This is a genomic window from Paucibacter sp. Y2R2-4 (assembly GCF_025717535.1).
Lineage (GTDB): Bacteria > Pseudomonadota > Gammaproteobacteria > Burkholderiales > Burkholderiaceae_C > Paucibacter_A.
In genome coordinates this window covers 567620-580419 of record NZ_JAJIRO010000002.1, presented here as the reverse complement: position 1 = coordinate 580419, position 12800 = coordinate 567620, and the positions used below count along the sequence as shown (strand labels likewise).

The following is a 12800-nucleotide window of genomic DNA, read 5'->3' as shown; positions in this document are numbered from 1 at the left end:
GACATCAAAAGAAGTCGATATTCGAGTCACTGCTGGAGCTGCTGGGATTGCTGGGACTAGTCGACTTGGCTTGATTGCGTTGATGCTGGGATATCTGGGCCTGGCTAGAGGCTTGAGCCGTTTGCTGCGCAGTTTTGAGCAACTCGGCCACCGCGCTATCTTCGCCGAGGCGGAAGGTGCTCAAGACCTCGGCTAGCATCAAGGCCTGTTGCAGCAAGTCGTCGGCGATCTGGCCCGAACGTTCAGCCACCTGCACGTTTTGGCGAGTGACCGCATCCAACTCTTTGACCGAGGCCGCTACCACTTCGATGCCCTGGGCATGTTCGGCGTTGTCAGCGGTCAGACTGTCAAACACGGTGCTGACGCTCTTGACCGAGCTGACCAGCTCAGACATGGTGCTGCTGGCCAGATTGGCCTGTTGCGTGCCGCGTGCCACGGTCTCGGTGGAGGTCGCAATCAGCTGTTTGATTTCTTTGGCCGCCTCAGCCGAGCGACCGGCGAGCATGCGCACCTCGCTGGCAACGACGGCGAAGCCGCGTCCCTGCTCGCCAGCGCGTGCTGCCTCGACCGCGGCATTCAGCGCCAAGATATTGGTCTGGAATGCAATCGCATCAATCACCGCAATGATGTCGGTGATGCGGCGCGAGGAGCTGTCGATCTCCTGCATGGTGTCCACCATCTGCTGCACCACCTGACCGCCTTTGGTGGCCATTTCCGAGGAGGCTTGCGAATGCGCCAAGGCCTCTTTTGATGCACGCGCACTTTCTTTCACGATCACAGTGATCTGCTCCAAGGACATGGCGGCATCGTTCAAGCCAGCTGCCGTGCGATTGGTGCGCTCCATCAACTCTGAACTGCTCTCGCCGACCTCCTGCGCGGCCGAGTGCACTTTAAAGATCGCGTCGCGCACCTGCCGCAAAGCCGCGGCCATGCGTTGCTGCACATGTTTGAGGCGCGAGCCGACATCTGAGTGGGTGCGCACCGCATCAAAGTTCAGGCGTATCGGCCCGTTTTGACCCATGGCCTTGACCAAGAACTCCATCTCGAAGCGTTCGTTCGCTTGGCGGCGCAGCTGACGGGCCGAGAAGATCAAAAATGCGGTCAATGTCAGCAGAAAACCCCAGTCGGCGACCTGAGACCAAGTGCCCGTGTCTTCATGAACATACAAGGGGGAGGTGCTGGAACTGAGCCATTTGAAAGCCAGTTTGTGCGTGGCGAACAGTCCGCCCATATAGGCGATGACGAGCCAATCGGCATAGGGCAGCAGCAGGCACAGCGAGATGTAGATATTGGCGTGGATGCTGCTGGCGCCCTGAGTCAGCTGCAGCTGCAAGCCGACCAAGATGGCCAAGAGGCTGGCAAAGCCGAGTCGTCCGAATTCGCTCTCACTGCGATAGTGAAAAATCAGGCCCGCCAAAACCAAACTGGGCAGCGTCCATAACAGGGCCAAACCCAAGGATTCGTGGGCAGATCCCAAGGCCAGCGCAAGCAAGGCGTTGCTGACGATGACAGCCAGCATGGTTCGATCATGGCTTGAATTCGGGTTCATGCAGATTGCGACTCCGTTGCTGGCTCAATGCTCGCTCAATCGTCGTTTTCGCCCTCGTCTTCGGCCGACTGTAGAGCAATCTTGAGCGCTTTGAGGGAGCGGTTTCAATGGGCGTGAAATATGAGCTGCTTTCGCGCTTTTCTCGACCCATTGGCTCGCGTTTGAGGCATCATCCTTCAACGTCTTTTGCAGACCGGAGCGCGTCCATGAAGAAGATTCTGATTGTTGAAGATCAGGAAGAAATCCGTGAACTGATTCGTGTCACGCTTGAATTCGACGACTATCAGATTGATGAAGCCCCCAACGGCGACGAAGGGCTGAGCAAGGTCTCGAGCTTCAAGCCCGATCTGATGTTGCTGGATGTGATGATGCCGGGCGGCTTGAATGGCTTGCAGGTTTGCCAACGTGTCAAGGGCGACCCAGCCTTGAAACGCACCAAGGTCGTCTTGCTGACGGCGCGCGGCCAAGAGGCCGATAAACAAGCCGGCATCAAGGCCGGTGCTGATGAGTACCTGATCAAACCCTTCAGCCCCATGGAGCTGATGAAGGTGATTGGCAAGGTCTTGCGCTGAGCCTCAGGCGAGCTCGCCGCTTCAAGCGTTTGGCCTGAGCGCGCTGGCGACGCCGCTGAGTCTTAACAGCGTGGCAGGGATCTCCGACAAGGGCAGGATCTGCTGGGCCGCGCCCAATTCTGCGGCGGCCTTGGGCATGCCGTAGACCACGCAACTGGCCTCGTCCTGGGCCAGGGTCATGGCGCCAGCCTTGCGCATCTCCAGCAGGCCTCGAGCCCCGTCGTCGCCCATGCCGGTGAAGATGGCGCCGACGGCATTGCGACCTGCGCAATGCGCCACCGACTTGAACAAGACATCGACCGAGGGCTTGTGATGGTTGACCAAGGGGCCGTCCCGCACCTCCACGACATACTGCGCACCGCTGCGCTTGAGCTGCATATGTCGTCCGCCCGGCGCCACCAAAACCCGCCCGTTGATCACGCGGTCACCGTCCTTGGCCTCCATCACTTCCAGCTCAGTGATGCTGTTCAGGCGGGCAGCGAATGAATGGGTGAAGCGCTCGGGCATGTGTTGCACCAGCACGATGCCCGGGCAGGTGCGCGGCAGTTGCATCAGTACCGCTTCAATCGTCTGCACGCCACCGGTGGAGCTGCCAAAAGCAATCACCCGGTCGGTGGTTTCGGCCATGGCCGAGGCATTGCTGAGCAGCGTGGGTGAAATGCGCTCGGCGCGCCCCAAGGTGGAACGCGGCAGTGTCGACGCCACCGCAGCGGCGGACCTGGCGAGGCCTGCACCGCTGCTCGACTGGCCCGCGAGCTGGCTTGGCAGGGCGCGCACATTGGCCCGAGCCGCGGCCCGTACCGCACCGACCAGGCCGTTGCCCGGGTCTTCCAGAAAGTCTCGCAGGCCCAGCTTGGGCTTGGTGACAAAGCCGATGGCGCCGGCGGCCAAGGCTTGCATGGTGGTTTCGCAGCCGGCCTCGGTCAAGGTGGAGCACATCACCACCGGCATGGGATGCTCGGCCATCAAACGCTTGAGAAAGCTGATGCCGTCCATGCGCGGCATCTCCACATCCAGCACGATCACGTCGGGCCAGTTGGCCTCCAGCTTGGGCCAGGCGAACAGGGGGTCACTGGCGGTGATGGACACCTGAATGCCCGCGGCCTCCAGCACGCTGCTCAGGTGTTTGCGCACCACAGCCGAGTCATCAATGATGGCGACTTGCAGCGGCGTGCTCATTTCTTTGCTCCTAGCGTGCCGTGGCCGGCACTGCGCTTAACTTCAACGCGGCCGGTCGGCAGATCGATGGTGACGGTGCGCGGCACGCTGTCGCCGACGTCAACGTCTTGCATTTGGAAGCCATGCTTGTCGATCAAGCTCCAGCCCATTTCGATATTGCGCTCGCCGACATTGAACTTGATATTGACGCCATCGGGCATGGTGTCGGCACCGCCGTACAAATGTGCCAGGTAGTCGCTGGGCCGGGTGCCGCTGCGCTGTATGGACTGCAGCAGCAACTCCACCGCCTCGTCGCCGTAACGTCCGTCTAAAGGCGCGGTACCGCGGGTGGCGCGGCTGGGCAGCAGGAAGTGGCACATGCCGCCGATTTTCTTGACCGGGTGCCACAGGGTGATGGCAACACAAGAGCCCAGCAGCGTTTTCAGCGAAGCGCCCTGGCCAAAATGCCATTGGCCCGGCATCAAATTGATGATGGCAGGCCCAGTCGCGAGACCCGGCTTGGTGGCCGGGCTGGGGTGATGCGGACCTTGACTCTGACCGTGCTTATGCATGTTGGTAGATCGCCGGAGCGATCGCCTTGAGGGGAAGGCCCAAAGAGGCCAGTGACTCTGCATGCCCAGGATAAAGCACCCCGCCGGGTTTGAGGCGTTCCATCACACGACTGACGATGGCGGTCTTGGCCGGTCCGTCAAAGTAAATCAAGACATTGCGTAAAAAAATCACGTCAAACATGGGCAAAGGCGGCAGGGGCTGCATCAAATTTGCGCATTGAAATTGCACCCGCGCACGCAGTTCCCGGTTGATCAGCAAATGGCCCTCATAGGGGCCGAAGCCCTGCAGGCAAAAGCGCTTCAAGAAGTCAGCCGGCACATTGCGTGCGCGCTCCATGGGATAGAGCCCTTGGCGTGCGCTGTCCACCACCGAGGTGGACAGATCGGTGCCTCGAATTGACCAAGGGCGGCTGCCCTTGCTCAGCCCCATTTGGTCCGCCAGGGTCATGGCGATGCTGTAGGCCTCTTCGCCAGAGGACGAAGCGCCACTCCAGACCAAGAACTCGCTGCCGTCGCGGTGTTCTTGCGCGCGCCGGGCCAAGTCTTCGAAATGCTGGGGCTCTCGAAAGAAATAGGTTTCATTGGTGGTCAGCTTGTCCACCACATCGACCAGCAACGATTCGGGCATTTGGCCGCGAACCATCTTCTGCACGAAGACGTTGATGTCTGACTCTCCGGACTCCTGGCTGAGCTTTTGCAGGCGGCTTTGTACCAAGGCGTGCTTGCTCTCGACCAACTTGATGCCCGAGATGCGATGAAACAAGTCGGTGATGGCCTTGAAGGAGTCCGAACTCAGTTGACTCATGGCTAGGGAGCTTCCGTCGAAAGTCAGGTCAATGCGCTTGGGACGCGGCAATCAAGTGCGAGAGTGCAACTGGCGAGAGCACCTGGTCCAGGTTGAGTAGGGCGGCATAACCGTCACGCACATTGACCATGCCGGCCAAAAATTCAGCGGCAATCGCCACGCCCAAGGTAGGCACCGGCTCGATGCGCTTGGAGTCCACGTCCAACACCTCGTAGACCGCGTCGACCAAGACTCCGGCAATCAGGCGTTCGAATTCATCATCGCCCTTGGCTTCCACCACGATGATGGCGGTGCGTCGGCCGACCTGGGTGGGGCCAAAGCCGAAGCGCGCGCTCAGATCAATGACCGGCACCACAGCGCCGCGCAAGTTCATCACGCCGTGCACGAAGTCCGGGGTCTGGGGCAGGGGAGTCATGCGGCCGACTTCCAAAATCTCGCGCACCACCTCGATGGGCACGACCAGTGTTTCGCGGCCCACGGCCAGGCGCAGCAACTGCCGCATCGGCCCTGCGCTGGCCATTTCAGAAATCGCACCGCGCAGCAGGTCGGCCGGAGCGTCCTTGGCTTTATTCATCTCGGCACCTCAAAAACGTTTGAAAAACGATTCATCCACTTCGCCACCGCGGGCCGGCTTGACCGTGCGACCGCCGCTGCCGCTGCCGCTACGGGAAGGTGTTGAAGGGCCGGAGGTGGATGTCTCTGTGGGCAGTTCGGCCTTGCTGCGAGTGGCTGCCAGCTTGGCGCTTTGTTTGAACTGCTGCTGTCTTTGCATCGACGGGCTGGGCTTGGCCGAGGTTGCAGTTTCGCCGCCAGGTCCATGCCTGCATGTATTGCCGCCGCCGTCGTCATCCGCGAGTCTGAAGAAGGCCATCTGCTCTTGTAATTGGGCGGCCTGAGCCGACAACTCTTCGGCCGTGGCGGACAACTGCTCCGACGCCGAGGCAGTTTGCTGCGTCGTGTTGGAGAGGTGATTCATGGCCTTGGTGATCTGGGCTACGCCTTCGGATTGTTCGCCCGAGGCCGCGGAGATTTCTTGCACCAACTCAGAGGTCTTCTGAATCGAGGGCACCATATCGACCAGCAGGTTGCCGGCTTTTTCGGCCATGCCAACGCTGGTGCTGGCCAAGGTGCCGATTTCTTGCGCGGCCACTTGGCTGCGCTCGGCCAGCTTGCGCACTTCCGCGGCGACCACGGCAAAGCCCTTGCCATGCTCACCGGCGCGGGCAGCTTCGATGGCCGCGTTGAGCGCGAGCAGATTGGTTTGGTAGGCGATGTCGTCAATGATGGAGATCTTCTTGGCAATCTGCTTCATCGCATCCACCGTTTGCCCTACGGCTTGCCCGCCGTCTATGGCCTCGCTGGCCGCCTTGGTGGCCATGCCATCAGTGAGGTTGGCGCTGTCGGCGTTTTGTTTCACCGAAGCTGCCATCTCTTGCAAGGCGGCGGTGGTCTGCTCCACGCTGGCGGCTTGCTCCGAAGCTGAATGAGAGAGTGATTGCGAGGTTTGCGAGACCTGTTCCGAGGCACCGGAGAGTTGATCGGCGGCCGAACGCACCTCGCGTATCGTGCCGCTGACGGTGTCGACCAGCGAGTTGAACTTCTCTCCCAGCATGCGGAAGAAGGGCTCTTTGCCGTCCAGCGGCACGCGTTGCGCAAAGTCGCCATGGGTCGCGCCGTCCACCATGCCGCCGATTTCGTTCTCGACCGCCACTTCCAGGGTACGGTCTTTCCACTCGACCACGGTACCCAGGCGGGCGCCTTGAGCATCGGTGATCGGGTTCGCGGTCAGTGCGAAGGTCAGGCCGCTGACTTTGATCTCGGTTTTGTACTCGCCCTTCAGTCCACCGAGCAGATTGCGCTGATGAGCGGGGTTACGGTGGAATTGGTCGAAGTTGGCGCCGACGATGGCGCGGGCATTGAAGGAGGGAAGGGCTTTGCGCAACTCGGCCTCGTTGCGTTGCATCATCTGGGAGGCTGAGGCGTTGTTGTAGATGATCTTGCCGTCGGGGTCGGCAATCATTACATTGGTGGAGCAGATGTCCAGCGCTTGTTTGACGCGTGAGTTTTCAGCGGCCAAAACGGCTTCGCGCTCCAGCGCAGCCAACTCGGCAGTCATGTCTTTCCACTCCACCACCGTGCCCAGGCGCTTGCCGGCGGAAATGACGGGGTTGACGATCAAATCGAAACGCCGACCGCCAATGTGCAAGCGCGTCTGGTGGGGACTGGTCAAGCGGTCCAGCATGCCGCGCTGGTGCGCAGGATTCTTGTGGAAGGTATCGATATTGGTGCCAATCAAAGTGGCAGCGCTAAAGCGTGGCAAGTCTTTGCGGATGTCGGTCTCGGCCGCGGCCAACATGGCTCGCAAAGAGGCATTGCCGTAAATGATGTTGTAGCCTGGGTCGGCCACCATCATGTTGGTGGCTGCAACATCAAGCGCTTGGCGAATCCGCTCGGCGTCATCGGCGCGCTTCTTGGTGTCCGCAAACTCAAAGCCCAGACGGGTCTGTACCCGCTTGAGCGCCAGCATCATGTCAGCCAGTTCATCGCGCCCCAGTACCGAGACGATGCCGTCAAAGCGGCCCTGTCCAAACTGCTCGAACTGGGCGCCGGCTTGATGCAAGGTCTGACTCAGCCGCTGAGCGCTTCGCCAGAGACTCCATAGCCCCAACACGGTCAGCAGCAGGCTGACGGCGGCCAGGGGCCAGGCGGCATGCGGCACGCTGTAGCCCAGCCCTGCCGCGCCCAAGGTCAGCAAGAAGGCCCCAAGCATGGACTTGGCCTGGAGGCTCAGACCACTGAGGAATTGGCTCGCGCTGTCGCCAGGGCCAGTTCGAACACCGCGGCCTTCGCGGATAACCCATCCCTTGGCGCTGCCGTCTTTGAACTTGCGATAGAGCGCGTCAGCGGCCTCCACTTGATCTCGCGTCGGCCGGGTGCGGACCGACATATAGCCCACCACCGACTCGCCTTCCTTGACCGGCGTGGCATTCGCCACCACCCAGTAGAAGTCACCGTTCTTGCAGCGGTTTTTGACCAAACCGGTCCAAGGGCGTCCGGCTTTCAAGGTGTCCCACATGTCTTGGAAGGCTTCTTCCGGCATGTCGGGGTGGCGCACCAAGTTGTGGGGCTGGCCAATCAGTTCGGCCTCGACAAAGCCGCTGGCCTCAATGAAGTCTTCATTGATGTAGGTGATGCGGCCCTTCAGATCGGTGCGTGACACGATGGTCATGCCCTCTCGCAAGACATACTCTCGCTGGGTGATGGGCAGATTGCTTCGCATAGAGGGCCTCTTTTGCTGTTGAACGGTTCAGGGCTTTGAAGGAGGAAAAGGGGTCATTGCATTGCAGGACCTTGCCAGATGCGACGCTAGCGGCGGGCCCTGCCAGCATTGCGCCCCGGTGTGCCCGCGGATCCGGGGATTTCTGCCAAGCGGAAGTAGGCCATTTGCTCCTGCAACTGCGCCGCTTGTGCTGAAAGCTCCTCCGCTGTGGCGCTGAGTTCTTCCGAGGCTGAAGCGGTTTGCTGCGTCGCGTTGGAGAGGTGATTCATGGCACTGCTGATCTGGGCAACGCCTTGCGATTGCTCACCCGATGAGGCCGCAATTTCCTGCACCAGTTCCGATGTTTTTTGGATGGACGGCACCATATTGCTGAGCAACTGCCCGGCTCTTTCAGCCAGTTGCACGCTATTGCTGGCCAGGCTGCCGATCTCTTGAGCGGCCACTTGGCTGCGCTCGGCCAGCTTGCGCACCTCGGCCGCTACGACGGCAAAGCCCTTGCCATGCTCACCAGCGCGCGCGGCCTCAATGGCGGCATTCAAGGCCAGCAAATTGGTCTGATAGGCGATGTCGTCAATGATGGAAATCTTGGTGGCGATCTGCTTCATGGCGTCCACCGTCATGCTCACCGCTTGGCCTCCGTCCATGGCTTCGCTGGCGGCGCGGGTGGCCATACCATCGGTGAGCGTGGCGCTGTCGGCGTTTTGTTTCACTGAGGCCGCCATCTCCTGCAAGGAGGCGGTGGTCTCTTCCACACTGGCGGCCTGCTGCGAAGCCGAGTGTGAGAGCGACTGCGAGGTCTGCGAGACCTGATCAGAGGCGCCGCCCAGTTGGTCCGCCGCCACCCGCACCTCGCGAATCGTGCCGCTGATGGTGTCGATCAGGCCATTGAACTTCTCGCCAATCTGGCGGAAGAAGCCCTGCTTGCCGTCCAGGCCAATGCGCTGACTCAGATCGCCACCGGTGGCCGCGCTGGTCAGCGAATCAAACTCGCGCTCGGCGGCAAGTTGATCGGTGCGGTCCAACCATTGGCCGACAGTGCCAATGTTCTGCCCGTTTGGATCACGAATCGGGGTGGTGGTGACATCGTAAGTGCGGCCGCCCAGCACCATGGTGGAGTGGGCGGTGTCACTCAAGTTCTTCAGACGTTCGATGGCCGCGGCCGAGTCCCGGTAGAACATGCCGATAGAGCCGCCCAAGACCTTGCTGAGCTCAAAGCCCGGCAGCTCGCTGCGGAAGGCCGCCTCATCACGGCGCAAGACCGTCATCAAGGCCTCGTTGATATAGACGATGCTGCCGTCCGCCGCTGAGATTCGCACCGGCATGGCCGCTACATCCAAGGCTTGCTTGATGCGGGCATTGGCGGCGGCCAGGGTTTGTTCGCGCTCGCGAGCGATCAATTCCTGAGTCATGTCGCGCCACTCGACCACCGTGCCAAGGCGTTGGCCACTTGCATCGGTGATGGGGTTGGCGATCAGAGAAAAGTGCAGATCCGCCACCTTGATCTGGGTCTTGTATTCGGCCCTCAAGCTGCCCAACAGATTGCGCTGGTGCGAGGGGTTACGGTGGAAGCTGTCGAAATTGCTGCCGACAATTTGCTTGGCGTCGAAGTTGGGCAGTGACTGACGCAGCGCCGCTTCATTGCCCTGCATCATGGCTGTCACGGAGCGGTTGGTGTAAACGATTTGCCCCTCGGGGTCGGCAATCATCACATTGGTGGAGCAAGAGTCCAGTGCCTGCTTGACGCGGGCGTTCTCAGCGGCAATGCGGCTGTCGCGTTCATTGCGCTCACGCAGGCTGGTTTGCATCTGGTCCAAGCCGTTCAACAGTTGGGCAGTTTCGTCGCTGCCCTGAACGCGGATCTCGTTGTCCAAGCGCCCATTGCCAATTTCTCGAGAAAACTGCACCGCCTTGGCCAAAGGAAGCGTCACGCTGCGGGTCAAGAACCAAGCCAAGACCACCACCAGCACTGCCGCGAATGCCGCCACTCCCATCAACCAGCCGCGTGCCGCGGCATAGTCTGTGGATGCAGCGGTGACGTCATCGCGCGCGTCATCGACCTGCATCTTGACGGCCTTGTCCAGGGTGGCTTGCAAGGCCTTGGCTGCAGGACTTGCCTGATTCAGGAGAAACTTGGCCGCCTCTTCATCCTTGTTAAGAGTGGCCAATTCCATGACCTGGTCATCCAGCGCGCGCACCTTCTGCGCTTGTTCGCTGGCTTGTTTGAGGTCTTGCTTGTCTTCATCGCGAACGGTGTTTTTGCTGATCGATGCGAAAGACTGGTCGAAGGCCTTGCGTGCCTCTTGTATCTTGCGACGTTCGCCTTCGATCGCCTCCGTCGCGTTCATGAGAATCATGCTGCGCACCACGCGCTGTTCGATATGGGCTTGCTCCGACATATCGTTCAAATCCACGATGCGGCTGAAGTTCTCTTCCACCACATGTTCCAGCGCATGGTTGACCGAGGCCAGGTCCTTGAGCGCCAAGACGACGACGGCCATCAGCATGGCCAATAACAAGGAAAAGCCCAAACCCAAACGCTGCCCAACTTTCAAATTCGCGAGTGTCATAGCGAAACCTCGTCTTTCTTCGGTAGATGCTGCGGGGCTGGGCCCCTGGTTTTTTTAACGACTTCGGGAACCTTTGTGAACCTGATGCGATGCAACCTTGCTGTCTTCGGCCAATTTGAAGAAGGCCATTTGGTCTTGTAGCTGCGAGGCTTGGGCCGACAACTGCTCAGCAGTGGCCGAAAGCTCTTCAGAGGCAGAAGCGGTTTGTTGGGTGGCGGTGGAGAGGTGGTTCATTGCGCCGGTGATCTGCGCCACGCCTTGAGACTGCTCTCCCGAGGCGGCTGCAATTTCCTGTACCAACTCACTGGTCTTCTGAATAGAGGGCACCATATTGCTGAGCAAATTGCCGGCCTTCTCAGCCAATTGAACACTGTTGCTGGCCAAGTTGCCAATCTCTTGGGCAGCAACCTGACTGCGTTCTGCCAGCTTGCGAACCTCGGCCGCCACGACGGCAAAACCCTTGCCATGTTCGCCCGCACGAGCGGCTTCGATGGCAGCGTTCAGGGCCAGCAAATTGGTTTGGTAGGCAATGTCGTCAATGATGGAGATCTTGGTGGCGATTTGCTTCATGGCGTCCACCGTCATGCCTACCGCCTGCCCGCCCTCCATGGCTTCCTTGGCGGCCCGGGTGGCCATGCCGTCGGTCAGATTGGCACTGTCGGCGTTTTGCTTGACCGAGGCCGCCATTTCTTGCAGCGAGGCCGTCGTTTCTTCAACGCTGGCCGCTTGTTGGCTGGCCGAGTGAGAGAGCGACTGTGAGGTCTGTGAAACTTGGTCCGAGGCGCTGGATAGCTGATCCGCTGCCGCTCTGACTTCGACGATCGTGCCGCTGACGGTGTCGACCAGGGTATTGAACTTCTCGCCCAGCATGCGGAAGAAGGGATCCTTGCCTTGCAATTCAATTCGATTGGCAAAGTTGCCTTGGTTGGCGCCTTCAACCATATTGCTAATTTCGATTTCGGCCGCGACCTCGGCGGTGCGGTCTTTCCACTCGATCACCGTCCCGAGTCGCTGGCCGTCTGCGGCACTGATGGGGTTCGCCGTTAGCGAGAAAGTGAGCTGCCCAACTTTGATCTCGGTCTTGTATTCGCTCTTCAAATTCCCCAAGAGATTGCGCTGGTGGCCTGGATTGCGATGGAACTGGTCAAAGTTACTTCCAACGATGCTGCGAGCATCAAACTGAGGCAAGACCTTGCGCAACTCCGCTTCATTGCGCTGCATCATCTGCGCGACGGATTGGTTGTTGTAGATGATGAGGCCATCGGTGTCTGCGATCATCACATTGGTGGAGCAGACGTCCAGTGCTTGTTTGACGCGGGCGTTCTGAGCCGCTGTGGCCCGTTCCTGCTCTCGGGCCGCGAGTTCTTGGGTGATGTCTCGCCATTCGATGACCGTGCCTTGATGTTTGCCATTGGCATCGATGATTGGGTTTGCCGTCAGCGAGAAGTCCAGCGCCGCGACTTTGATTTGAGTCTTGTGCTCACCGCGCAGTTGCGCCAGCAGTTGGCGTTGGTGTGCTGGGTGTTTGTGGAAGGTGTCGAAACTGGCGCCAATCAGGCACTTCGCTTCAAACTGAGGCAGGGCCTTGCGCAGTTCGGCCTCATTCCCTTGAAGCATGGCTTGAATGGATAGATTGGTGTAGATGATCTGCCCGTCCGAGTCGGCAATCATCACATTGGTGGAGCAACGATCCAGCGCCTCTTTGACCCGGCCGGTTTCAGCGGCCAAGCGGGCATCGCGCTCCAGTCGTTCACGCAGATTGGTCTGCATGATGCCCAGGCGTTGCAGCAAGACAGCCGCTTCGTCTGTGCCTTGATCACTCAGGTCGAAGTTCAGGTCGCCTTTGGCGATGGCATCTGCGGCGCTAATGGCGCGCGCGGTTGGCTGGGTGATGGATCGCACGATCGCGACCGCCAAGGCAATGGCGAGAACCAGCAGCGTGCCGGTGACGCCGGCTTCAATCCATGCACTGCGCTGCTGTCTCACCACCTGGGCTTCCAACTCAGCGCCAAGAACCTCGCGTGTCTTGTCCATCAAAACGAAGCCTTGGTCGACGGCTTTGCTGGCGACGTTGAAGAATGTGTTTTGGCTGATGGAGGGCTTTTCTGCCTCCACCACTTCGCTGCTGGCCAAGCTGACGAAGGCTTGCGTGCTGTCGCTGCTGCTTTGCATCAGCGGTTCCAGCACTTTGAGCGAAGGCTTTGCACTGATGGCCTTGCGCATTTGCTCGATGGCATGGTTTTGCTGATTCTGGGCAGTCTTCAGTTCTGAGCCCATCTCAAATCGAGAGGCGAGGG

9 protein-coding genes and 1 pseudogene are annotated in these 12800 nt (G+C 60.0%); 1 reads left to right on the top strand and 9 read right to left on the bottom strand.

Translation table 11 applies throughout. The annotated features are described in order from the left end of the window. Window positions 1-4: 4 nt before the first annotated feature. Window positions 5-1549: a methyl-accepting chemotaxis protein gene (locus LNV06_RS09505; protein ID WP_263538006.1), complete on the bottom strand. Its 1545-nt coding sequence runs from the start codon at window positions 1547-1549 to the stop codon at window positions 5-7. A 206-nt stretch (window positions 1550-1755) separates the two neighbouring features. Between LNV06_RS09505 and LNV06_RS09500 the strand changes: the two genes are divergently transcribed. After that, window positions 1756-2121: a response regulator transcription factor gene (locus LNV06_RS09500; protein ID WP_263538005.1), complete on the top strand. Its 366-nt coding sequence runs from the start codon at window positions 1756-1758 to the stop codon at window positions 2119-2121. 21 nt (window positions 2122-2142) lie between these two features. On the opposite strand, the gene LNV06_RS09495 is transcribed toward LNV06_RS09500, so the two are convergent. The 8 genes and pseudogenes from LNV06_RS09495 to LNV06_RS22645 form a co-directional block, all read right to left on the bottom strand. Continuing rightward, window positions 2143-3300: a protein-glutamate methylesterase/protein-glutamine glutaminase gene (locus tag LNV06_RS09495; RefSeq protein ID WP_263538004.1), complete on the bottom strand. Its 1158-nt coding sequence runs from the start codon at window positions 3298-3300 to the stop codon at window positions 2143-2145. Next, entirely contained in the window at window positions 3297-3851 is a 555-nt protein-coding gene (locus LNV06_RS09490) for a chemotaxis protein CheD (RefSeq protein ID WP_263538003.1), read from the bottom strand. The genes LNV06_RS09495 and LNV06_RS09490 overlap by 4 nt, the downstream gene beginning before the upstream one ends. After that, window positions 3844-4656: a CheR family methyltransferase gene (locus LNV06_RS09485; protein WP_263538002.1), complete on the bottom strand. Its 813-nt coding sequence runs from the start codon at window positions 4654-4656 to the stop codon at window positions 3844-3846. The genes LNV06_RS09490 and LNV06_RS09485 overlap by 8 nt, the downstream gene beginning before the upstream one ends. Window positions 4657-4684: 28 nt before the next feature. Further along, window positions 4685-5230 carry a chemotaxis protein CheW gene (locus LNV06_RS09480; RefSeq protein WP_263538001.1) on the bottom strand — a complete coding sequence of 182 codons (546 nt, stop codon included), beginning with the start codon at window positions 5228-5230 and terminating at the stop codon, window positions 4685-4687. Window positions 5231-5239: 9 nt separating this feature from the next. After that, entirely contained in the window at window positions 5240-7936 is a 2697-nt protein-coding gene (locus LNV06_RS22575; RefSeq protein WP_318013466.1) for a methyl-accepting chemotaxis protein, read from the bottom strand. A gap of 86 nt (window positions 7937-8022) precedes the next feature. Continuing rightward, window positions 8023-10503 (bottom strand): methyl-accepting chemotaxis protein, encoded by a 2481-nt coding sequence (locus LNV06_RS09465; RefSeq protein WP_263538000.1) that lies wholly within the window; start codon window positions 10501-10503, stop codon window positions 8023-8025. A gap of 54 nt (window positions 10504-10557) precedes the next feature. Next, window positions 10558-12120: a methyl-accepting chemotaxis protein gene (locus LNV06_RS22650; RefSeq protein ID WP_411970103.1), complete on the bottom strand. Its 1563-nt coding sequence runs from the start codon at window positions 12118-12120 to the stop codon at window positions 10558-10560. Window positions 12121-12264: 144 nt separating this feature from the next. Beyond that, window positions 12265-12537 (bottom strand): annotated as a pseudogene (locus LNV06_RS22645) (HAMP domain-containing protein); the annotation flags it as partial. Between the last annotated feature and the right edge of the window lie 263 nt (window positions 12538-12800).